Source organism: Mycobacterium asiaticum, assembly GCF_001673635.1.
GTDB lineage: Bacteria > Actinomycetota > Actinomycetes > Mycobacteriales > Mycobacteriaceae > Mycobacterium > Mycobacterium asiaticum_C.
The window spans coordinates 38,201-60,326 of the sequence record NZ_LZMH01000056.1 but is presented as its reverse complement, the minus strand read 5'-3'; the positions used below and the strand labels follow the sequence as shown (position 1 = coordinate 60,326).

At 66.6% G+C, this 22,126-nt stretch carries 24 protein-coding genes; 15 read left to right on the top strand and 9 right to left on the bottom strand.

Annotation, left to right across the window (positions count from 1 at the left end):
- On the top strand, window positions 1-304 hold a 304-nt coding region (locus tag A5645_RS16620), incomplete at its 5' end, for a ComEC/Rec2 family competence protein (RefSeq protein WP_172830549.1).
- 12 nt (window positions 305-316) lie between these two features.
- The gene (gene holA, locus A5645_RS16615; RefSeq protein WP_065036849.1) at window positions 317-1,300 is read left to right on the top strand and encodes a DNA polymerase III subunit delta; all 984 of its coding nucleotides are present in this window, start codon (window positions 317-319) and stop codon (window positions 1,298-1,300) included.
- A gap of 31 nt (window positions 1,301-1,331) precedes the next feature.
- Here holA and rpsT read toward each other — a convergent pair whose 3' ends face one another.
- Entirely contained in the window at window positions 1,332-1,595 is a 264-nt protein-coding gene (gene rpsT, locus A5645_RS16610; RefSeq protein WP_065036850.1) for a 30S ribosomal protein S20, read from the bottom strand.
- 142 nt (window positions 1,596-1,737) lie between these two features.
- On the opposite strand from rpsT, the gene A5645_RS16605 reads away from it, so the two are divergent.
- From A5645_RS16605 to A5645_RS16590, 4 genes are all read left to right on the top strand, one after another.
- On the top strand, window positions 1,738-3,435 hold the full coding sequence (locus A5645_RS16605) for a circularly permuted type 2 ATP-grasp protein (protein WP_065036851.1): 1,698 nt from the start codon (window positions 1,738-1,740) through the stop codon (window positions 3,433-3,435).
- Window positions 3,435-4,421, top strand: coding sequence for an alpha-E domain-containing protein (locus tag A5645_RS16600; protein ID WP_065036852.1), 987 nt, complete (start codon window positions 3,435-3,437; stop codon window positions 4,419-4,421). The genes A5645_RS16605 and A5645_RS16600 overlap by 1 nt, the downstream gene beginning before the upstream one ends.
- On the top strand, window positions 4,421-5,260 hold the full coding sequence (locus A5645_RS16595; RefSeq protein ID WP_065036853.1) for a transglutaminase family protein: 840 nt from the start codon (window positions 4,421-4,423) through the stop codon (window positions 5,258-5,260). The genes A5645_RS16600 and A5645_RS16595 overlap by 1 nt, the downstream gene beginning before the upstream one ends.
- Window positions 5,261-5,488: 228 nt before the next feature.
- Window positions 5,489-5,833: a hypothetical protein gene (locus A5645_RS16590; RefSeq protein WP_065036854.1), complete on the top strand. Its 345-nt coding sequence runs from the start codon at window positions 5,489-5,491 to the stop codon at window positions 5,831-5,833.
- A 60-nt stretch (window positions 5,834-5,893) separates the two neighbouring features.
- Here the strand turns inward: A5645_RS16590 and A5645_RS16585 are convergent, their stop codons facing one another.
- Both A5645_RS16585 and A5645_RS16580 read right to left on the bottom strand, forming a co-directional pair.
- On the bottom strand, window positions 5,894-6,244 hold the full coding sequence (locus A5645_RS16585) for a PE family protein (RefSeq protein ID WP_065036855.1): 351 nt from the start codon (window positions 6,242-6,244) through the stop codon (window positions 5,894-5,896).
- A gap of 177 nt (window positions 6,245-6,421) precedes the next feature.
- Window positions 6,422-7,264 carry a ribonuclease Z gene (locus A5645_RS16580; protein ID WP_065130336.1) on the bottom strand — a complete coding sequence of 281 codons (843 nt, stop codon included), beginning with the start codon at window positions 7,262-7,264 and terminating at the stop codon, window positions 6,422-6,424.
- 210 nt (window positions 7,265-7,474) lie between these two features.
- Here A5645_RS16580 and A5645_RS16575 point away from each other — a divergent pair, with 210 nt between their 5' ends.
- On the top strand, window positions 7,475-7,903 hold the full coding sequence (locus A5645_RS16575) for a CBS domain-containing protein (RefSeq protein WP_065036857.1): 429 nt from the start codon (window positions 7,475-7,477) through the stop codon (window positions 7,901-7,903).
- Window positions 7,904-8,015: 112 nt separating this feature from the next.
- On the opposite strand, the gene A5645_RS16570 is transcribed toward A5645_RS16575, so the two are convergent.
- The gene (locus tag A5645_RS16570; protein WP_065036916.1) at window positions 8,016-8,627 is read right to left on the bottom strand and encodes a type II toxin-antitoxin system PemK/MazF family toxin; all 612 of its coding nucleotides are present in this window, start codon (window positions 8,625-8,627) and stop codon (window positions 8,016-8,018) included.
- A 68-nt stretch (window positions 8,628-8,695) separates the two neighbouring features.
- On the opposite strand from A5645_RS16570, the gene lepA reads away from it, so the two are divergent.
- Genes lepA through A5645_RS16555 form a run of 3 tightly spaced genes read left to right on the top strand, consistent with a single transcriptional unit; the run spans window position 8,696 to window position 12,106 of the window.
- Complete coding sequence (lepA, locus tag A5645_RS16565) at window positions 8,696-10,594, top strand: translation elongation factor 4 (protein ID WP_081288389.1); 1,899 nt, start codon at window positions 8,696-8,698, stop codon at window positions 10,592-10,594.
- A gap of 2 nt (window positions 10,595-10,596) precedes the next feature.
- Entirely contained in the window at window positions 10,597-11,334 is a 738-nt protein-coding gene (locus A5645_RS16560; RefSeq protein WP_065130326.1) for a sensor domain-containing protein, read from the top strand.
- Window positions 11,335-11,356: 22 nt separating this feature from the next.
- Window positions 11,357-12,106, top strand: a complete 750-nt coding sequence (locus A5645_RS16555) for a sensor domain-containing protein (RefSeq protein WP_065130324.1) — start codon at window positions 11,357-11,359, stop codon at window positions 12,104-12,106.
- Between the two features lie 2 nt (window positions 12,107-12,108).
- On the opposite strand, the gene A5645_RS16550 is transcribed toward A5645_RS16555, so the two are convergent.
- Window positions 12,109-14,169, bottom strand: coding sequence for a glycoside hydrolase family 15 protein (locus A5645_RS16550; RefSeq protein WP_155768044.1), 2,061 nt, complete (start codon window positions 14,167-14,169; stop codon window positions 12,109-12,111).
- A 132-nt stretch (window positions 14,170-14,301) separates the two neighbouring features.
- Here A5645_RS16550 and A5645_RS16545 point away from each other — a divergent pair, with 132 nt between their 5' ends.
- The 5 genes from A5645_RS16545 (at window position 14,302) to A5645_RS16525 (ending at window position 18,680) form a co-directional block, all read left to right on the top strand.
- On the top strand, window positions 14,302-14,496 hold the full coding sequence (locus A5645_RS16545; protein ID WP_036360794.1) for a hypothetical protein: 195 nt from the start codon (window positions 14,302-14,304) through the stop codon (window positions 14,494-14,496).
- 381 nt (window positions 14,497-14,877) lie between these two features.
- A complete protein-coding gene (locus A5645_RS16540) occupies window positions 14,878-15,924 on the top strand; it encodes a sulfate ABC transporter substrate-binding protein (protein WP_065130333.1) in 1,047 nt (348 codons plus the stop codon).
- A complete protein-coding gene (gene cysT / locus A5645_RS16535; RefSeq protein WP_065036861.1) occupies window positions 15,921-16,775 on the top strand; it encodes a sulfate ABC transporter permease subunit CysT in 855 nt (284 codons plus the stop codon). The genes A5645_RS16540 and cysT overlap by 4 nt, the downstream gene beginning before the upstream one ends.
- The gene (gene cysW, locus A5645_RS16530; RefSeq protein ID WP_065036862.1) at window positions 16,772-17,584 is read left to right on the top strand and encodes a sulfate ABC transporter permease subunit CysW; all 813 of its coding nucleotides are present in this window, start codon (window positions 16,772-16,774) and stop codon (window positions 17,582-17,584) included. Before cysT ends, cysW begins: the two co-directional genes overlap by 4 nt.
- A gap of 22 nt (window positions 17,585-17,606) precedes the next feature.
- A complete protein-coding gene (locus tag A5645_RS16525) occupies window positions 17,607-18,680 on the top strand; it encodes a sulfate/molybdate ABC transporter ATP-binding protein (RefSeq protein WP_065036863.1) in 1,074 nt (357 codons plus the stop codon).
- A gap of 16 nt (window positions 18,681-18,696) precedes the next feature.
- Here the strand turns inward: A5645_RS16525 and A5645_RS27190 are convergent, their stop codons facing one another.
- The 4 genes from A5645_RS27190 to A5645_RS16510 form a co-directional block, all read right to left on the bottom strand.
- Entirely contained in the window at window positions 18,697-18,930 is a 234-nt protein-coding gene (locus A5645_RS27190; RefSeq protein WP_065123118.1) for a DUF6480 family protein, read from the bottom strand.
- A gap of 66 nt (window positions 18,931-18,996) precedes the next feature.
- Window positions 18,997-19,728, bottom strand: a complete 732-nt coding sequence (locus tag A5645_RS16520; RefSeq protein ID WP_065130322.1) for a sirohydrochlorin chelatase — start codon at window positions 19,726-19,728, stop codon at window positions 18,997-18,999.
- Complete coding sequence (locus tag A5645_RS16515) at window positions 19,707-20,447, bottom strand: phosphoadenylyl-sulfate reductase (protein ID WP_065130320.1); 741 nt, start codon at window positions 20,445-20,447, stop codon at window positions 19,707-19,709. Before A5645_RS16515 ends, A5645_RS16520 begins: the two co-directional genes overlap by 22 nt.
- On the bottom strand, window positions 20,444-22,114 hold the full coding sequence (locus tag A5645_RS16510) for a nitrite/sulfite reductase (protein WP_065130319.1): 1,671 nt from the start codon (window positions 22,112-22,114) through the stop codon (window positions 20,444-20,446). The genes A5645_RS16515 and A5645_RS16510 overlap by 4 nt, the downstream gene beginning before the upstream one ends.
- Window positions 22,115-22,126: the final 12 nt, after the last annotated feature.

The following is a 22,126-nucleotide window of genomic DNA, read 5'->3' as shown; positions in this document are numbered from 1 at the left end:
GGCGGCCGCGGTGGCCGTGCCATGTTCGGCCGGCGCACAGCTGCTGATCCGGTTCACCGGGCCCGAGGTCTGGTGGGTGCTGCACGTCGCGCACTGGGCGGCCAAAGTGCCGGGGGCCAGCGTGCCGGTGCCCTCGGGGGGCGCGGGTCTGGTGCTGGTCGCCGGGAGCATCGTGATGATCGTCGTGATGTGGCGGTGGCGACCGTTTCGACTGATCCTGGCCTGGGGCGCGGCGGCGGTCGTCGGTTGTCAGGTGGCGTGGTCGGTCGCCGCCATCGGCTCGAGCGCCGTCAGACCGCCATGACACCATCGTGGAGTGAGCGAGGTTTCGCCGTTGCACCTGGTGCTGGGGGAAGAAGAACTGCTGATCGAACGGGCCGTCGCGCAGATCCTGCGGTCGGCCCGGCAGCGCGCCGGCGGCGGTCGGGCCACCGAATCCGGGATTGCCGACGTCCCGGTCAACCGGATGCGTGCCGGTGACGTGAGCACCTACGAACTCGCCGAACTGCTGAGTCCGTCGCTGTTCGCCGAGGAACGGATCGTGGTGCTGGAAGCCGCCGGTGAGGCGGGCAAAGACGCGGCCGAGCTGGTCGTCACGGCGGCCGCGGACCTGCCCGCCGGCACGGTGCTGGTGGTGGTGCACTCCGGTGGCGGCCGGGCCAAGGCGCTGGCCGCCGAATTGCGGTCGCTGGGCGCCCAGGTACACCCCTGTGCACGCATCACCAAGCCCAGCGAGCGGGTCGACTTCGTCCGCAAGGAGTTCCGATCACTGAAGGTCAGAGTCGACGAGGACACCGTTGCCGCCCTGCTGGATGCCGTCGGCTCCGACATCCGCGAGCTCGCCTCGGCTTGCTCGCAGCTGGTCGCCGACACGGGGGGTGACGTCGACGCCGCCGCGGTGCGGCGCTACCACAGCGGCAAAGCCGAGGTGAAGGGCTTCGACATCGCTGACAAGGCCGTGACCGGGGATGTCGCCGGCGCCGCGGAAGCGCTGCGCTGGGCGATGATGCGGGGCGAGCCGCTCGTGGTGCTGGCCGACGCCCTGGCCGAGGCCATTCACACGATCGGATTGGTGATGTCGCAGTCCGGAGACCCCTACCGGATGGCCGGACAGCTGAAGATGCCGCCGTGGCGGGTGCAGAAGGCGCAGAAGCAGGCTCGGCGCTGGTCACGAGACCGGTTGGCGGCCGCCATGCGGCTGGTTGCCACCCTCAACGCCAACGTGAAGGGCGCCGTGGCGGACGCCGATTATGCCCTGGAATCCGCAGTGCGGCAGGTGGCGGAGTTGGCCCGGGACTGAACGGGCTCAATAAGCCCAGGAAAGGCTTGAATCAGCCGAGCTTGTTCAGCGAGCGCGCCAGCGCCGACTTTTTGTTGGCGGCCTGGTTCTTGTGGATCACGCCTTTGCTTGCCGCCTTGTCGAGCTTGCGGCTGGTCGACACCAGCAACTCGGCCGCCTTCTCCTTCTCGCCGGCGTGAGCGGCTTCCCGGAACGCGCGAATAGCCGTGCGGAGCGAAGACTTCACCGACTTGTTGCGCAGGCGGGCGCGCTCGTTAGTGCGGTTGCGCTTCTGCTGCGACTTGATGTTGGCCACGCGTGTCGTTCCTTAATCCGTTTCGATTTGGCTTTGCCCGGGGTACCTGCAACCCGATAGCGACTGCCCAGGTTATCAGTCGGTTACGTTTTCGCCCAAAAGAGGAATTCTGGGTCTGCCCGAATGGGGGAATTGAGGCAGCATGACACAGGTGAGTCTTTCGAACGAGATCGAAGCGTCCGCGCGACGGTCTGGCGTCCGTACCGAGCGGATCTTCGAGGGATACAACACCTCAGATGCGTACTCCGAGGCCTTCGACGAGATGTTCGACGCCCAGGGCAACGTGCGTGGGCCCTATAAGGGCATCTACGCCGAGCTGGCGCCGACGGACGCCTCAGAGCTCAAGGCCAGGGCCGAAGCGCTGGGCCGCGCCTTCATCGACCAGGGCATCACGTTCTCCCTGTCCGGTCAGGAGCGGCCCTTTCCGCTGGACCTGGTCCCGAGGGTCATCTCCGCCGCCGAGTGGACCCGGCTCGAGCGCGGCATCACCCAACGCGTCAAGGCCCTCGAGATGTATCTCGACGACATCTACGGGGACCAGGAGATTTTGCGCGACGGAGTGATCCCCCGGCGGCTCATCACCTCCTGTGAGCACTTCCATCGGGAAGCCGTCGGCATCGTTCCGCCCAACGGCGTGCGCATCCACGTCGCCGGAATCGACCTGATCCGCGACGACCGCGGCGACTTCCGGGTCCTGGAGGACAACCTGCGCTCGCCCTCTGGTGTGTCCTACGTCATGGAAAACCGGCGCACCATGGCCCGGGTCTTCCCCAACCTGTTCGCAACCCACCGGGTCCGCACCGTCGACGACTACTCCTCGCACCTGCTGCGCGCGCTGCGCAACTCCGCGGCCACCAACGAAGCCGACCCGACAGTGGTGGTGCTGACCCCGGGCGTCTACAACTCGGCCTACTTCGAGCACTCGCTGCTGGCCCGGCAGATGGGCGTCGAGCTGGTCGAGGGCCGCGACCTGTTCTGCCGCGACAACCAGGTCTACATGCGGACCACCGAGGGGCAGCGCCAGGTCGACGTCATCTACCGGCGCATCGACGACGCGTTCCTGGACCCGCTGCAATTCCGGGCCGACTCGGTGCTGGGCGTGGCCGGCCTGGTCAATGCCGCCCGGGCCGGCAACGTCGTCATCTCGAGCTCGATCGGCAACGGCGTCGGCGACGACAAACTCGTCTACACCTACGTGCCCACCATCATCGAGTACTACCTGGGCGAGAAACCGCTGCTGGCCAATGTTGACACCTATCGCTGCTGGCTCGACGACGAACGCGAAGAGGTGCTGGACCGCATCAACGAGCTGGTGATCAAGCCGGTCGAGGGGTCCGGCGGCTACGGCATCGTGTTCGGCCCGGAAGCATCCGACAGGGAGCTTGCCGCGATCAGCAAGAAGATCCGCGACGACCCGCGGGCCTGGATCGCCCAGCCGATGATGGAGCTGTCGACCGTGCCCACCCGCATCGGCGATTCGCTGGCGCAGCGCTACGTCGACCTGCGACCGTTCGCCGTCAACGACGGCAACGACGTATGGGTGCTGCCCGGCGGGCTGACCCGGGTGGCGCTGGTGGAGGGCTCCCGGGTGGTCAACTCCAGCCAGGGCGGCGGTTCCAAGGACACCTGGGTGCTGGCGCCGCGCGCGTCGGTGCTCGACCGCGAACTGGGGCGTGCGGAAGTGGTGCGCTCGCTGCCCCGGGCGGTGCCCGAGCAGAATTCCGACGACGCCCGGCCTACACCGGTCGCCCCGGTGCCGACCCGCCAGAGCCAGGGCCGATCCGAGGAGCCGCAACAGGAGCAGGAAGAGCAACAGCAACAGCAGAAGGCGGCCGACTGATGCTGGCGCGCAACGCCGAAGCCCTGTACTGGATCGGGCGCTACGTCGAGCGGGCCGACGACACGGCGCGCATCCTGGACGTCGCGGTCCACCAATTGCTCGAAGATTCCAGCGTCGACCCCGACCAGGCCTCCCGCTTACTGCTGCAGGTGCTGGGCATCGAGCCCCCCGAGCACCAACTCGATGTCTGGTCGCTGACCGACCTGGTGGCGTTCAGCGCCAACAGTGACGGAGGATCGTCGATCGTCGACGCGATCTCCGCGGCGAGAGAGAACGCGAGGTCGGCAAGGGAAGTCACCTCCAGCGAGACCTGGGAGTGCATCAACACCACCTACCATGCCCTACCCGAACGCGAGCGTGCCGCCAAACGTCTTGGACCGCACGAGTTTCTGTCGTTCATCGAAGGGCGCGCGGCGATGTTCGCGGGTCTGGCGGACTCGACGCTGTCCCGCGACGACGGCTATCGCTTCATGGTGCTGGGCCGCGCGATCGAGCGGGTCGACATGACGGTGCGCCTGCTGTTGTCCCGGGTGGGGGACAGCGCGTCGTCCCCGGCCTGGGTCACGCTGCTGCGTTCCGCCGGTGCGCACGACACCTACCTGCGGACCTACCGCGGGGTGCTCGACGCCGGCCGGGTCGTCGAATTCATGTTGCTGGACCGGCTTTTCCCGCGATCGGTCTTCTATTCGCTGCGGCTGGCCGAACACAACCTCGAAGAGTTGCTGCACAACCCGCACAGCCGCATCGGCGCCACCACCGAAGCCCAGCGACTGCTCGGGCAGGCACGCAGTGAGCTTGAATTCGTGCAGCCCGGGGTGCTGCTCGAGTCGTTGGACAGCAGGCTGGCGAGCTTGCAGAGAACCTGCCGAGATGTCGGAGATGCGTTGGCGTTGCAGTATTTTCACGCTGCGCCCTGGGTGGCATGGACGGATGCCCGGCAGCGCGGGGTACTGGCCGATGCCGTCGAGACCAATGGGGAATCCTGATGTGGCGGATGCGGGTGGTGCACACCACCGGGTATGCCTACCGGTCGCCGGTGACCGCGTCCTACAACGAGGCTCGGCTGACTCCGCGGTCCAACACACGCCAGAACGTCATCCTCAACCGGGTCGAGACCATTCCGGCCACCCGGTCCTACCGTTACATCGACTATTGGGGCACCGCGGTCACGGCATTCGACCTGCACGCGCCGCACACCGAACTCACCGTGACATCCTCATCGGTTGTCGAGACCGAGCGCCCGGAACCGCCCGCCGCCAAGACCAGCTGGGAAGAGCTGCAATCCATCGCCGTCATCGACCGCTTCGACGAGGTGCTTCGACCCACGAATTACACCCCGACCAGCAAACGCGTTGCGGCCGTGGGGAAACGGATCACGAAGAACTACGACCCGGGGGAAGCCATCGTGGCGGCGGCCCGCTGGGCCCGCAGTGAACTGGACTATCTGCCCGGTACCACGGGAGTGCATTCGTCCGGCCTCGACGCGCTGGAAAAGGGCAAGGGCGTGTGCCAAGACTTTGCACACCTGACCCTTATCCTGTTGCGCAGCATGGGAATTCCGGGCCGGTATGTGTCCGGTTACCTGCACCCGAATGCCGAGGCCGAGGTGGGTAAGACCGTCGCGGGCCGCAGTCACGCCTGGATCCAGGCGTGGGCCGGGGGCTGGGTCAATTACGACCCCACCAACGACACCGAGATCACCGAGCAATACATCAGTGTCGGCGTGGGCCGCGACTATGCCGACGTATCGCCGTTGAAGGGCATCTACTCCGGGTTGGGCGCCACCGACCTCGACGTGGACGTGGAAATCACCCGGCTGGCGTAGCGCAGTCGATAGGGCAGCCAGCCAATTCGGCCCGCGTGCGGGCCTCCGATAGCTTTCTGACCTGCGCAGACGACCTCCCTGGAAGGTTGCTGTGAGAAAGCTGGGCGATTCGTGTTTCGGGGTCACCCACCCTGGCAACCCAAGACTGCACGGGGGTCGCTCCCACAGCCCGGAGGGGCGGGGACCTAACTGCACAACTGTCAACCCCATGACTACAAGGAGTTCCCAATGGACTTGAAGAGGTTTTTCGCAGGCGCGGCCATGGCAGGCGCACTCGGAGCCGGTGCCCTCGGCATCGGGGCCGGTATGGCGCAGGCGGACCCGCATGGACCTAATATCCCTGGCTGTGTCGGCGGGCCCGGCGTCAACTGCAACGGTCCGGGCACGCCGCTGCCTCCGGGGCAGCGCGGCTTCCCGCCCCCTGGCCACTACAACGACCCGATCGGCTACGGCTTGCCGGCGGTCTGGATGCCGCCGGGACAACCCATCGCCTACCCGGTGGTCTTCAACGCGAGTGTGAACTCGTGGGGTGTGTTCCTGCCGAGCGGTGAATTCGTCGCCTACGTGACATAAGCAGGCCCAACGAGACAGCCGCCGCCAAATTTGGCGGCGGCTGTTCGTCTGTAAAGCCGATCAGGGGCCGCCGAGCAGCTCCCGTGCCGGGCCGTTGACCGCGCCGAGCCCACTCTTGAGTGCGGCTGCGCCCACCGCCTCCGCGTTGGCGTAAGCGTTACCGCCGGAGGCCACGGCCTGCACGAACTGGTCGTGGAACGTCGCCATCTGCGCGCTGATGTCCTGATACGTCTGAGCGTGGGCGCTGTAGAGCTGTGCGACCAGCGCCGAGACGGCATCCGCGGCCGGAGCCGGTATCGCGGTCGTCGGGGCGGCAGCGTTGGCGCTGGATTCTGCGAGCGTGGAGCCGATGCCGGCCAGGTTCCTCGCCGCAGCGGCAATCGCCTCTGGGCCTGCGACGAACCACGACATCCCGCACCTCAAATCAAGAACGGCAGGAGCGGATCGTACCGCGATTTATGCCCGAAAACAGCGTTTCGTCCGCTTTTGCCTGCCTGCGCCAGTACGAGTCTAACGGCACTGCGGCGCGGCCACCGACACGATCTTGCGCCGAGCGCGCCGGAGGGTTGGCTGGGAGTCTCCCGCGGGTTATTGCCGCCGCTGTACCTCCACCCGGTGCAGATCGTCGCCCAGCTCGACGCGCCCGCCGAATTCGGTGGCGGCAAGCGCCCGCCACTGCTCCTCCTGGCCGGGGGCGATGGCCGGCACGTAGTGGGTCAGGATGAGGGTCGCGACGCCGGCGCGTTGCGCGGTCGCGGCCGCCTCCTGGACGGAGGAGTGGTAGTCGCAGACGTCCTTGATCCGCTGTACCGGGGCGTGGGTGAGCATGTCCTTGCGAATCGCCGTGTGTACCAATGCGTCTGCGCCCGTTGCCAGTTCATCCAGGGTGGGGCACGGCACCGTGTCACCGGCCAGCACCACCGCGGCGCCGTCGAATTCGATCCGGAATCCGATCGTCGGCGCCACCGGGCGGTGGTCGGTGGGACCGACCCGGATCGTCATCCCGTCGCGGTCCCACACCGTGCCCTCGGTGTACTCGTGCACTTCCACCGGAGGTGGCGCATTCAGGTCCGCGTGGTGGGCGATGCGGTAGCCGATGTCGTGGCCGAACGCCTTGAGCGTCGCGTCGACCACCTCGGCGGTACCGGGCGGCCCGATGATCTGTAGCGGCGGGGGTTCCGGCGTGAAATTGCTCACCCAGGCGGTGATCAGCACGTCACCGAGGTCTGCGATGTGGTCGCTGTGCAGGTGGGTGAGCAGCAGCGCCGACAAGTTGGCCGCCCCCACGCCGACGGCGGCGGCGCGCTGCAGCACCCCGCGTCCGCAATCCACCAAGAACACTTGGCCGCCCGCGCGGACCAGGGTCGACGGGCCGGCGCGGTTCGGGTCCGGGATCGGGCTTCCGGTTCCGAGCAGGGTGACCTCGATCATGGCCACATATCTATCAAGCGCGCCCATCGCACATCACCCGTTTGACGGGAATCCGGATCGATTTCCTACCGTGACGGCGCCGTCAAGCCGACATGACGGTTTGGTGGCGACGCGGCCGTGGGTTGCGACGTTCGCTTTTGAACCGCCCGACTTAGCCGTAGCCTGGTGTGAAACCGGTCACTTTGAAGTTCCCCACGGACGGAGGCCTAGATGCGGATCGCGGACGTCTTGCGAAACAAGGGTGCGGCGGTGACGACGATCAACCCCGACGCGACGGTCCGGGAACTGCTGGCGGGTCTGGCCGAACAGAACATCGGCGCCATGGTGGTGGTCGGCGACGAGGGCGTCGTGGGCATCGTGTCCGAGCGCGACGTGGTGCGGCAGCTGCACGTCCACGGGGCCAGCGTGTTGTCCCGCCCGGTCGCCAAGATCATGACCAAGGCCGTCACCACCTGCACGAAGTCAGACACGGTGGACAGCGTCAGCGTGCTGATGACCCAGAACCGGGTGCGGCACGTACCGGTGCTCGACGGCCGCAAGCTGATCGGCATCGTCAGCATCGGTGATGTGGTGAAGACCCGGATGGGCGAACTGGAAGCCGAGCAGCAGCAGCTGCAGTCCTACATCACGCAGGGATAACTCAGCGCCACGCGTACTGCGCTTCCGGGCTTACGCAGCTGCGCGAGCCCAACGTGGCTGCGAAATTCACAGCGGAAAATGACAGCCAGGTTCGCCTCGCGGAGAAAGTGCACTAGCGCCAGGAGTATTCGGCCCGCAGCCGGGCGGCCACCACGTCGAAGGTTTCCCGATCCAGGATCGCGCCCTCGCGGCGGATGCTTTCCTCGGGCACGTCGAGCACCCGGTCCAGCCGCACCCAGCTCTGTCTGCCCTCGTAGTCCCAGTCGCCGGAGCCGATCTTGACCCAGTCCCGGTCGTCGTCGCGGCGTTCCTGGCTGGACAACATCAACCCCAGCAGCACGCTACGGTCCCGGCCCACCACGAGCACCGGCCGGTCCTTGCCGCGCGTCGGGTCATCCTCGTAGACCACCCACGTCCACACGATCTCGCCGGGATCCGCGCGGCCGTCGAGATCCGGCGCGTACACCACCTTGCGGGCTCGCTGCGCGGTGGGAAAGCTGGTCTTGGTCACCGGGCGGCCGGCGGTGATCTCGGCTGGCGCGGCCGGCAGCCCCATCGCCATGATGTTGGCGGTGATCTTCACCGCTTGCTGGATGGTCCGCAGCGTTTCCTGCGTGTTCTGCAGTCGCTGGACGACTTTCGGAGCCTCGTTGACGAGATTCTCCGCAAACCGCTGGAACGTCTTCCACTGTGACTTGCCGGGCGTCTTCCTGTCCGGTGCCATGTTTGCAGCATAGACGCGCAGCCAGACCCGCTCCGAAACCACAATTGTGTTCCGGCCGTTGAGCACCGATACGCTGGGCTTACTCATCAACCGTTCGCCAGGAGATTCCCATCAGCAGCTTCGCCGACAAAACCTTCACTGCGCCGGCGCAGATTCGGAACTTCTGCATCATCGCTCACATCGACCATGGCAAGTCGACGCTGGCCGACCGCATGCTGCAGTTGACCGGTGTGGTCGACGAGCGCTCGATGCGGGCCCAGTACCTGGACCGGATGGACATCGAGCGGGAACGCGGGATCACCATCAAGGCCCAGAACGTCCGGCTGCCCTGGCAGCTGTCCGGCGGGGTGGACGCCGGAAAGAAGTATGTTCTGCACCTGATCGACACGCCAGGTCACGTTGACTTCACCTACGAGGTGTCCCGGGCGCTGGAGGCGTGCGAGGGCGCGGTGCTGCTGGTCGACGCCGCCCAGGGCATCGAAGCCCAGACGCTGGCCAATTTGTATCTGGCACTCGACCGCGACCTGCACATCATCCCGGTGCTCAACAAGATCGACCTACCGGCCGCCGACCCCGACCGCTACGCCGGCGAGATCGCCCACATCATCGGCTGCGAGCCGAGCGACGTGCTGCGGGTGTCGGGCAAGACCGGCGAAGGCGTCGCCGATCTGCTCGACCACGTGGTGCGCGAGGTGCCGCCCCCGCAGGGCGACGCCGACGCCCCCACCCGGGCCATGATCTTCGACTCCGTCTACGACATCTATCGCGGCGTGGTCACCTACGTGCGTGTCGTCGACGGCAAGATCACCCCACGCGAGCGCATCGCGATGATGTCGACCGGCGCCACCCACGAACTGCTCGAGGTCGGCATCGTCTCCCCGGAACCGAAAGCCAGCGAGGGGCTGGGGGTCGGCGAGGTGGGCTACCTCATCACCGGGGTGAAAGACGTTCGTCAGTCCAAGGTCGGCGACACCGTGACCACCGCGCGCAATGGCGCCAAGGAGGCGCTCACCGGTTACCGGGAACCGAAGCCGATGGTCTATTCGGGCCTGTATCCGGTCGACGGCTCGGACTACCCGAACCTGCGTGACGCGCTGGACAAGCTGCAGCTCAACGACGCGGCCCTGACCTACGAGCCGGAGACCTCGGTGGCGCTGGGCTTCGGATTCCGGTGCGGCTTCCTGGGTTTGCTGCACATGGAGATCACCCGCGAGCGTCTGGAGCGCGAGTTCGACTTGGACCTGATCTCGACGTCCCCGAACGTCGTGTACCGGGTTGAAAAAGAGGACAACACTGAAATCGTGGTGACGAATCCGTCGGACTGGCCGGAGGGCAAGATCCGCACGGTTTACGAGCCGATCGTGAAGACCACGATCATCGCGCCGAGCGAATTCATCGGAACCATCATGGAATTGAGCCAGTCACGCCGCGGCGAGCTGGGCGGCATGGACTATCTGTCGCCCGAGCGGGTGGAACTGCGCTACACAATGCCGTTGGGCGAGATCATCTTCGACTTCTTCGACTCGCTGAAGTCGCGCACCCGCGGTTATGCCAGCCTGGACTACGAGGAAGCCGGCGAGCAGGAAGCTCAACTGGTCAAGGTCGACATCCTGTTGCAGGGCGAGGCCGTCGACGCCTTCAGCGCCATCGTCCATAAGGATTCGGCATTCGCCTACGGCAACAAGATGACCACCAAGCTCAAGGAGCTGATCCCGCGCCAGCAGTTCGAGGTGCCCGTGCAGGCCGCGATCGGTTCGAAAATCATTGCCCGGGAGAACATCCGCGCCATCCGCAAGGACGTGTTGTCCAAGTGCTACGGCGGTGACATCACCCGAAAGCGCAAACTGCTGGAGAAGCAGAAAGAGGGCAAGAAGCGGATGAAAACCATTGGGCGGGTGGACGTGCCGCAGGAAGCGTTCGTCGCGGCGCTGTCCACCGAGACTTCGGGGGACAAGGGCAAGAAATAGCAATGCCTTTCGCGGGGACGGTCCGTGCTCGCGTGATCGCGCTGTGCGCCGGGCTGCTTATCAGCGGCTGCGCCACCACCGTGGACGGCACCGCACGGTATTCGCCGTCGCCATCGTCGATGGCGCCTGTCGTCCAGATCATGCCCACCGACGAAGAGATCCGGGCCGCGGTGGGCAACGAACTGCAGCAGAATCCGCCGCCGCGGGTCGGCGGTATCGAGGTACTGCCCGACGGGATTCGCACCGATAAGGATGCCGCACCCATCGAGTGCCTCGGGGCCGTCAGCCCCCGGATGCATATCGTCTACGAAAAGGGTCCGGTCCGCGACGCCGCGGTGCAGGATTACTGGAACTACGACCTCGATGTGGCGGCGTCGAAAGCGACGGCAGCGGCCATCAAATTCGCCTCGACGGCCGATGCCGAGCGGTTGTTCGCGACGTTCGTTCAGCAGTGGCAGCACTGCCAGGGCACCACGCTGACGATGTTCACCTGGGACTCCAGCAAGACCCAGCTCTATCACCAGGTGACGGATGTCCAGGTGCGTGGACCGCTGCTCTCGGCCACGATCCTGAGCTGGGACAACCACCACACCCCGCAATTCCCGGTCGAGCGTGCCGTCGGCGTCGAGTCCGATGTCATCGTGGATGTGCAGGTCGCCGTGCGGCCGCACCTGCAAACCGGCAGCAGGGCAACCGATCTCGCTAGAACGATGCTGCGCAAGGTGGCCGGCTCGAGTTGAGGTCGAAACAGAGAGGCATCCGATGAAGTTCCGCTGGGTTGCCGCACTGTGGGCGGTGTCGCTGTTGGCGGGCTGCACGCACGCCATCGCCGGCACCGCCCGCCCGGCGGCCGGGTTGAAGCCCAATCCACTCACCGGCGAGGCGATCAAGGGGGTGCTGCTCGACGAGGTGGTGCTGGCCAACATGCTCGGTCAACCGTTCAAGGGGGACCCTCGCCTGCCGCCGCGATTCGGTGGTCCGGAAAAACTGCAGGCCGGGCTCGGTGACATTCAACCGGCCGAATGCGCCGGGGTCTCGACGATGACCATCAGGAGCGCCTACGAATCCGCCGACGTCAAAAACGTCGCTCGTGAAACGTGGTGGAGCGCAGGCGAATCCGGCAAGGTCATCAGCGTCGCCGAAGCCGTGGTGGCGCTGCCCACCGCCGCCGACGCCGCCGCGCTGTTCGCGCAGTTCACCCAGCAGTGGAACGGCTGCAACGGAAAGACCCTGACGATCTCGGGCGGCGCCCTCAATTTCAGCGACGAAATCACCGAGGTACGAGTGGACAACTCGGTGCTGGCCGCCACGGTCTACGTGCAGGCCGCCGGCGCGACCGGCGGACGCAGGCCCGAAGCCCGGGCCCTCGGGTTGCGAGTGAACTGCCTGGTCGAGGTGGAGGTCGCCTTCTTCAGCGTCCAGAATTCCTCGGACCCGGGGACGGGCGACCCGCACACCAGCGCCGTCACCATCGCCCAGGCGGTGATGGACAAGATCAGCGCGCGCAGCTGACCTCAGACGGGGGCGTTGGCAGGTTGGAACGCCCCTGACCCGTCGGCCTCCTCCTCAGCGCGGATCACGTGAACCACGGCGTTGATCAGCGCCAGGTGGGTGAACGCCTGCGGGAAGTTGCCCAGGTGCCGGCCGGTCCGCGGCTCGATCTCCTCGGCGTAGAGGTGCAACGGGCTTGCGTAGGCCAGCAGTCGCTCGCACAGCCGCTTGGCGCGGGCCACCTCGCCAATCTCCACCAGCGCCGACACCAGCCAGAACGAGCAGATGGTGAAGGTGCCTTCCTCGCCGGACAGGCCGTCGTCGGTCTCTTCGACCCGGTACCGCAGCACCAGGCCTTCCTCAGTGAGTTCGTCGGCGATGGCCAGCACCGTGTTGCGCACCCGGGGGTCATCCGGTGGCAGGAACCGGGTCAGCACCACCAGCAACAGCGACGCGTCCAACGCATCGCTGCCATACCGCTGGGTGAACACGCCGCGGGAGTCCACGCCGTTCGCCAGGATGTCTTCCTTGATCTCCTCGGCGATCTTGCGCCACTGCTGGGCGTAGCTTTTCTCGCCCTGCCGCTCGGCCAGTTTGGCGCCGCGGTCCAGCGCCACCCAGCACATCACCTTCGAGGAGGTGAAGTGCTGTGGCTCCCCGCGCACCTCCCAGATGCCGCGGTCCGGCTCGCGCCAGTGTTTGATCGCCTCTTCGACCTGCTTCTTCAGCACCGGCCACAGGTTCTCCGGAACCTGCTCGCGGGAGCGGGCATGCAGGTAGAACGAGTCCAGGATGGAGCCCCAGATGTCGTGCTGCATTTGGTTGTAGGCCCCATTGCCGATGCGGACTGGCCGGGCGTGGTCGTAGCCGGACAGGTGGTGCAGTTCCTCTTCGATCAGGCTGCGTTCGCCGCCGACGCCGTACATCACCTGCAGCGGGTGCCGCTCGTCGCTGTTGGCGCCCGACACGTCGGCGATGAACGCGAAGAAGTCGTCCGCCTCCCGATCCAGGCCGATCGTGTACAGGCCCCACAGCGCGAAGGTGGAGTCGCGGATCCAGGAGTAGCGGTAGTCCCAGTTGCGCTCGCCGTGCGGCGTCTCCGGCAGCGAGGTGGTGCTGGCGGCCAGCAGCGCGCCGGTGGGCGAGTAAGTCAGACCCTTCAGGGTCAGCGCGCTGCGCTGTAGGTAGGCGCGCCACGGGTGGTCCGGGAAGTTGCCGATGTTGATCCACTGCCGCCAGCATTCGGTGGTTTGCCACATCTTGTCGGCGGCCTCTTGGTAGGTCTGTGGTGCTGGGTGTTTGGTCCAGCTGAGCGCCACGAAGATGTCGTCGCCCTCTTTCATCCGGGTGCGGGCGCGCGCCTCCCGGCCTTCCAGCCCGATGTTGAGGTTCGTGGTCAGCCGCAGCGTGGGGTGGGCGTCGGGTTGTTTGGCGGCCCGCGCAATCGCCTCGCCGTAGGCGTTCGCCGAATATTCCCAAGTGGTGCCGACGCGGTGGTAGTCGAACGCCGGCTCGCAGCTCATCATCAGTTCCACCGTGCCGCTGACGCAGCGCACCGTGCGCAGCAGGATGTGCTCGGCGTCCCAGTCCATCGGGGTGCGCCGGTGGGTGCGGGACCGGCGCTCGATGTCGTGCCAGCGACCCATGACCAGCGCGTCACGCACGATCAGCCAGCCGGTGTGCGTCTGCCAGGTGGTCTCCATGATCAAGCTGCCGGGCAGATAGCGCCGCGCCGAGGGCACCGAGACGCCGTACGGCCCGATCCGAAAGTGGCCGGCGCTACGGTCCAGAATCGCGCCGAACACGCTGGGGGAATCCGGCCGCGGCACGCACAGCCACTCCACCGAGCCGGCCGGCGAGATCAGGCAGGTGGTTTCCCAGTCGGACAGGAAGGCGTAGTCGGCGATCGGGGGGAAGGGGTTGCGCGAGGGGGAACTGGAAACGTAGGGCGCCAGCGAGTCGAGTTCGGCGGCCGCCGCATCGATCGGCGCCAGCGCGGTGGGCTCAGGTACGGCGGGCAGCCCGTCGACCGAAGCTGCAAGGTGGTCGTTGACTGAGTCGGCAGAGTCGGCGTGCAGGACCATCCCGACATCATCGAACGTCGACCCGCTTCGCGTCCACCACTGCAACCTAGGTGTTACCGGGGCCGCCAGGAACGGCCGCGGGCCTTTCGGCTCACGTTGGCTTCAATTGACCGGACCAATAGGGTGGACGCGGTGAACGGGTTCTTGAGTTGGTGGGACGGGGTCGAGTTGTGGCTCTCCGGCCTGCCCTTCGTGCTCCAGGCCCTGACGGTCATGCCGGTCGTTCTGTTCGTGGCGTATTTCCTGGCAACGGTCCTGGACGCGTCGCTGGGCAGGGGAATCCAGCTGCTGCGCCGGGCCCGTCATTCCGACGAGGCCTCCGGATAGCCGGATGCCCCGTTCGCACGTCACGCTGATCCTGGTCGGACTGGTCGGTTTGGTGATCCTGATGTGGTTGCTGACGCACTGAGTCCGTTGCTCACACACCGCGTCGCCCGCCGAATTGCCAGCTGTGAGAACTCTGTTAGGCTTCGCGACATGCATGCAGCGGCCGGTGTTTTGGATCGCCACGTCGTGGCGTCCGGCTGCGCTACTTGCGCCGTGGTGGTTTGCCCCATGGCCGACGCACACTGTTGTCGCTGACTCACCGACCCGTGCGCGGCCTGGTGTGAGTTCGATGCGACTCCTCGAATTTGCCTGATTGCCATTCCGTAGCTACGGGGACACCTGATCCATCAGTCCCGCACCGGAAGGTCACCAATGTCGCAGATGTTCCCCGACGTCAGACGCGTGCCGCGGCTGCGGCACTCCGTCGCGCTGGCACTGGTCGTCGGCCTCGTCGGCGTCCTGGCGGCGTGCCGCGGCGGCCCCAGCGATGTCGTTGGCGGCGGGGGACTGGCCAATGCGAAATCCACTGTCACGCTGGTCGCGTATTCGGTGGCAGAACCCGGCTGGAGCAAGGTGATTCCGGCGTTCAACGCCTCCGAAGAAGGCAAAGGCATTCAGGTGATCACCTCCTACGGTGCCTCCGGTGACCAGTCGCGCGGCGTCGCCGAAGGCAAACCCGCCGACCTGGTGAACTTCTCCGTCGAGCCGGACATCACCCGGCTGATCAAGTCCGGCAAGGTCGCCAAGGACTGGAATACCGACGCCACCAAGGGCATTCCGTTCGGGTCGGTGGTGACCTTGGTGGTGCGCAAGGGCAATCCGAAGAACATCAGAAACTGGGATGACCTGCTACGCCCCGGGATCGACGTCATCACCCCCAGCCCGCTGAGCTCCGGCTCGGCCAAGTGGAACCTGCTGGCGCCGTACGCGGTGAAGAGCGAAGGCGGCCGAAACGGCCAGGCGGGCATCGAGTTTGTCAACCGATTGGTGAGGGAACACGTCAAAATGCGTCCAGGTTCGGGACGGGAGGCCACCGATGTCTTCGTCCAGGGCAGCGGCGACGTTCTGATCAGCTATGAGAACGAAGCCATCGCCGCTGAGCACGCCGGCAAGCCGGTCGAGCACGTCACGCCGCCGCAGACCTTCAAGATCGAGAACCCGATGGCGGTGATCGTGACGGGTACCCATCTGGCCGCCGCGACGGCGTTCAAGAACTTCCAGTACACCGCTGCGGCGCAGCGGTTGTGGGCGCAGGCCGGGTTCCGGCCGGTCGATCCGTCGGTGGCGGCCGCCTTCCGGGACCAGTTCCCGGTGCCGGCGAAGCTGTGGACCATCGCCGATCTCGGCGGGTGGGCCACGGTCGACCCGCAACTGTTCGACAAGAGCGCGGGCAGCATCACCAAGATCTACACACAGGCCACCGGATGACCGTGATCACGACCCCGAACCCGCCCGCCGACGAGGCGCCCGCCGTGCGCGGCGTCGGCCGCGCGGGCAGCACCTCGCTTCGCGTCGGTGTGGCGACCTTATGGTTGTCGGTCATCGTGCTGCTGCCGCTGGCCGCGATCCTGTGGCAGGCGGTCGACGGCGGGTGGAGCGCGTTCTGGCTGGCCGTCACGTCGCACGCGGCGGCGGAGTCGTTGCGGGTGACGCTGACCATCTCGGTCTGCGTGACGCTGCTGAACACGGTCTTCGGGCTGCTGATCGCCTGGGTCCTGGTGCGCGACGACTTCTTCGGCAAGCGCCTCGTCGACGCGGTTATCGACCTGCCGTTCGCGCTGCCCACGATCGTGGCCAGCCTGGTGATGCTTGCGCTCTACGGAAACCACAGCCCGGTCGGACTGCACCTGCAGCACACCGAATGGGGCGTCGGGATCGCTTTGGCATTCGTGACCTTGCCGTTCGTGGTGCGCGCGGTCCAGCCGGTGCTGCTGGAGATCGATCGGGAGACCGAGGAGGCGGCGGCGTCGCTGGGTGCCAATGGCCCGAAGATTTTCACCTCCGTGGTGCTGCCGTCGTTGTTGCCCGCCTTGTTGTCCGGTGCGGGTCTGGCGTTTTCGCGGGCTATCGGCGAGTTCGGTTCGGTGGTGCTGATCGGTGGTGCGGTGCCGGGTAAGACCGAGGTGTCGTCGCAGTGGATCCGGACGCTGATCGAGAACGACGACCGTGTCGGTGCCGCCGCGATCTCGATTGTGCTGCTGAGTATTTCGTTCGTCGTGCTGCTGATCCTGCGCCTCTTCGGCGCCCGGGCGGCCAAGCGTGAGGAGCTGTCGGCATGACGTCGTCGCGTTCGGTTCGCTACCTCCTTCGTTACACCGCCCTGGCGTATATCCTTGTGCTGCTGATCATTCCGGTGGTGCTGATCCTGTGGCGCACGTTCCAGCCGGGGCTGGGCCAGTTCTACGACTGGGTCAGTACGCCCGCGGCGATATCCGCGCTGAACCTTTCGCTGTTGGTAGTGGCGATCGTGGTGCCGCTGAATGTGGTGTTCGGCATCCCGACAGCGCTGGTGTTGGCGCGCAATCGTTTCCGCGGCAAGGGGGTCCTGCAGGCGATCATCGACCTGCCGTTCGCCGTGTCACCGGTGATCGTGGGCGTGGCGTTGATCGTGCTGTGGGGTGCCGGCGGGGCCCTGGGGTTTGTCGAGCGTGACCTCGGGTTCAAGATCATCTTCGGCCTGCCCGGCATCGTGCTGGCCAGCGTCTTCGTCACCCTGCCATTCGTGGTACGCGAGGTGGAACCGGTGCTGCACGAACTGGGCACCGATCAGGAGCAAGCGGCGGCCACCCTGGGTTCGGGTTGGTGGCAAACCTTTTGGCGGATCACGCTGCCATCCATCCGCTGGGGACTGACGTACGGCATCGTGCTCACCATCGCGCGTACCCTCGGCGAGTACGGCGCGGTGATCATGGTGTCGTCCAGCCTGCCGGGCCAGTCGCAGACGTTGACCCTGCTGGTGTCGGACCGCTACAACCGCGGCGCGGAGTACGGGGCCTACGCGCTCTCGACGCTGCTGATGGGGGTGGCGGTTTTGGTGTTGATCGTTCAGGTGGTGCTGGACGCCCGTCGGGCGCGGGCAAGCAAATAGGCCGGACTAAGGAGACGCAACGATGGCAAACACAGCCGGTCAAGGCAGTCACGCAATCGTCGTGCGCGACGCGTTCAAGGAATACGGCGACTTCGTCGCGCTGGACCACGTGGATTTCGTGGTGCCGCACGGTTCGCTGACGGCACTGCTGGGCCCCAGCGGCTCGGGCAAGTCGACGTTGCTGCGCACCATCGCCGGCCTCGACGAGCCCGACTCGGGAACCGTGACGATCAACGGTCGCGACGTCACCCGGGTGCCGCCGCAGCGGCGCGGCATCGGGTTCGTCTTCCAGCACTATGCGGCGTTCAAGCACCTGACCGTGCGCAACAACGTCGCCTACGGTCTGAAGATCCGCAAGCGTCCCAAGGCCGAGATCAACGAGAAGGTCGACCATCTGCTGGAAGTGGTGGGCCTGAGCGGTTTTCAGAACCGCTATCCCAACCAGCTCTCCGGCGGCCAGCGGCAGCGCATGGCACTGGCCAGGGCGCTGGCGGTGGACCCGCAGGTGCTGCTGCTCGACGAGCCGTTCGGCGCCCTGGACGCCAAGGTCCGCGAGGATCTGCGGGCGTGGCTGCGCCGCCTGCATGACGAGGTGCACGTCACCACCGTGCTGGTCACCCACGACCAGGCCGAGGCGCTGGATGTGGCCGACCGGATCGCGGTGCTCAACAAGGGCCGTATCGAGCAAGTCGGTTCTCCGACCGAGGTTTACGACACGCCCGCCAATGCCTTCGTGATGTCCTTCCTCGGCGCGGTGTCCGCGCTGAACGGTGCCCTGGTGCGCCCGCACGACATCCGGGTGGGCCGGCGGCCGGACATGGCGGTGGCCGGCGGCGACGGCACCGCCGAGTCGATCGGTGTGGTGAAGGCGACGGTCGACCGGGTGGTGGCGCTGGGCTTCGAGGTCCGGGTCGAACTGACCGCCGCTCCCTCGGGCAGTCCGTTCACCGCGCAGATCACCCGGGGTGACGCCGAGGCGCTGGCATTGAAGGACGGCGACACCGTCTATGTGCGTGCCACCAGGGTGCCGTCGATCGCGGACAACACGCTTTCCCCCGATGGCGACGAGGATCGGTCCGAGTTGACACCCGCCTGAGCGCAGCCTCAGGCGCTCACCAGCGCGCCACAAGTCCCACGGCCACGGCCACAAACAACGCGACAAAGATGGCGACCATGACGATGCTCGCGATCGCGAGCGGGGTGAGTCGACGGTTCGGTATCGGCTGAGACTCCGAGACCCCGGACGTTTGTGCGGAGTCCGGAGGGGTGGATCCCGGCGCGACACCCCCACCTGGTTCCAGGCCAGGGGTTTTCGACGGCTCGGGGTCCGGCGGCAGGGCGGTCATAGGAATAAGGGATACCCCGTCGCGGGTGGGTTACACAGTTCGAACCGGCCCGCTCCGGTGCCGTTGCTAGGCCGCGATGCGTGCACCGGCGGCCCGATCGAAGCGGGCCAGCACCGTCTCGGCCACCAACCGGTGCGCACCCAGCGGTGCCGCCATCGCAAGGCCGGCATCGCGTGCGAACCGCTCCACCCGGTCCGGGATGCGCCCGGGGGCGAGGAACCAGGGGGCGATGACCACCCGGCGCGCACCCATGTGCCGCAAGCGCTGCACCGACTCAGCCAATGAGGGTTCCGGGTGGGTCGCGAAAGCGGTTGTCGCAGCGGCCCATCGAGTACCGGCCAACAGTCTGGGCGCCACCCCGGCGGTGTGGGCGTTGGCGACGGGGTCGGAGGAACCGATCGCCACCACCAGCACACCAATCCGGTTGTCGCGCCGGGAAACCCGCAGCTCCGTCACTCGCTGGCGCAGCACCGACACCAGTCGGTCGTCCTCGCCGAGCACGTCGGCCTGCAGCACGCGGTCGGCGGCGCCGCAGCCGGCGATCTGGCTCGGGATATCGACGCGCGCATGGTAGGCGTTCGCCAGCAGCAGGGGAGCAACGACCGCCCGGTCCGGGCAATCGCGCAGCACATCGACCAGACCCGGAGAATTGTGCTCGCAGAACGCAACTCGCACATCCAGACCCGGTCGCAGGCGCGCCACCTCGCGGCCGATGGCCCGGGCGTTCGCCGCCGACCGCGGGTCCGCACTGCCGTGCGCAACCAAAACGAGAGGGGTCACGACGCGTGCAACCCGCATTCGGTCTTGGCCAGGCCCTGCCAGCGTCCGCTGCGCGGGTCGGCGCCCTCGATCGGCTTGGCCGTGCACGGGGCGCAGCCGATCGACGGATAGCCTTCGTGGACTAGAGGATTGACCAACACGTCGTGCTTTGCGATGTAGTCGTCCATGTCCTCGTCCGACCAGGCCGCCAGCGGGTTGATCTTCACCAGCTTGAACGCCTCGTCGAAGCTGATCAGCGGGGCGTTGGCGCGGGTGGGTGCGTCCACCCGGCGCAACCCGGTGACCCACGCCGAATACCCGCGCAACGCCTTCCCGAGCGGGAGAACCTTGCGCAGCCGGCAGCATTCACCGGGGTCACGGGCGAACAGGTCCTTGCCCAGCAACTTGTCCTGCTCGGCCACCGAGTGTTCCGGGGTGACGTTGACGACCCGGATGTCGTAGACGGATTCGATCGCGTCCCGGGTCCCGATGGTTTCGACGAAGTGGTAACCGGTGTCCAGAAACATCACCGGCACTCCGGGGCGCACCTTGGCGGCGAGGTCCACCAGCACGGCGTCCTGCATGTTGGACGCCACCACGTAGTTGCAGGTGGCCCATCCGCGCGGGCCGTTGATGTTGCCGAAGTGCCGCTCCGTCCACTGCAGCAACTCGGTGGCGTCGGCCCCTTCGAGCTCGGCGGCACCGCGGGCCGCCAACTCGCGCAGCTCGTCTTCGGTCAGTCTTGGCGCCTCCGTCATCTCAGGTCGTCCTCCTCGGCCCGAATTGCCCACTGCGCGAAGCGTTCCCCTTCGTTGCGGTGCTTGATGAAGTTGCGCGTCACCCGGTCGATGTAGTCGCCCAGCTCCTCGCTGGTGACCTTGTGCTGGCGCAACTTGCGACCGAACCCGCTGTCCAGGCCCAGGCTGCCGCCCAGGTGCACCTGGAAGCCCTCGACCGAACCGCCGTTGCCGTCGTCGACCATCTGGCCCTTGAACCCGATGTCGGCGACCTGGATTCGCGCACAGGAATTGGGGCAGCCGTTGATGTTGATGGTGATCGGCACATCCAGCTCGGAGTTGATGTCCTCCAGTCGGCTCTCCAGCTCAGGCACCAGCGACTGCGATCGCACCCGGGTGTCGGCGAACGACAACTTGCAGAACTCGATTCCGGTGCAGGCCATCAGGTTTCGCCGCCAGTGCGACGGCCGGGTCTGCAGGCCGAGTGCTTCCAGGCCGGCGATGGTCTCGTCCAGCTTGTCGTCGGGCACGTCGAGGATGACCAGCTTCTGATACGGAGTGAACCGGATCCGGTCCGAACCCGCCCGCTCGGCCAGCTCGGCGACGGCAGTGAGGATGCTGCCCGATACCCGTCCTGCGATGGGAGAGGCGCCGACGGCGTTGAGCCCGTTCTTGGTTCGCTGCACGCCGACGTGGTCGATCGGGTGTGTCGTCGGTGTCGGCGCCGGTCCGTCGATCAGCGGGCGCTTGAGGTACTCGGTTTCCAGGACTTCGCGGAACTTCTGGATGCCCCAGTCCTTGATCAGGAACTTCAGCCGCGCCTTGGCCCGCAGTCGGCGGTAGCCGTAGTCACGGAAGATCGAGGTCACCGCGGCCCACACCTCCGGCACCTCGTTCAGCGGCACCCAGACACCGACCCGCTGGGCCAGCATCGGGTTGGTCGACAATCCGCCGCCGACCCACAGGTCCAGGCCCGGGCCGTGCTCGGGGTGGTTGACGCCGATGAACGCGATGTCGTTGATCTCGTGGGCGACGTCCTGCAAGCCCGAGATGGCGGTCTTGTACTTGCGCGGCAGGTCGGCGAAATCCGGCTTGCCGATGTAGTTGCGGACGATCTCATCGATCGCCCAGGTCGGGTCGAGCACTTCGTCGAGGGATTCACCGGCCAGCGGGGAACCCAGAATCACGCGCGGGCAGTCACCGCATGCCTCGGCGGTCTGCAGTCCGACCGCATCCAGCCGCCGCCAGATCTCGGGGACGTTCTCGACCTCGATCCAGTGGTACTGGACGTTCTCCCGGTCGGAGATGTCCGCGGTGTCGCGGGCGAATTCGGTGGAAATTTCGCCCAGCGTGCGCAGCGCGGCCGTCGAGATGGCGCCGCCGTCACAGCGCACCCGCATCATGAAGTACCGGGCTTCGAGCATGTCCATGTTGTCGTCGCCGGTGAACGAGCCGTCATAGCCCTGCTCGCGCTGCGTGTACAGGCCCCACCAGCGGAACCGACCACGCAGGTCGCTCTTGTCGATGCTGTCGAACCCGTTCTTGGCGTAGATGTTCTCGATGCGCTCCCGCACCTCGAGCGGCGCGCCGGCCTGCTTCATCTCCTCGTTGCCGTTGAGCGGCTCGCGATTCCCCAGCGCCCACTGCCCCTCATTGCGGGGCGCCTTTGCGGGGCGTGCTGTGGTCATTGCGGATCTCCT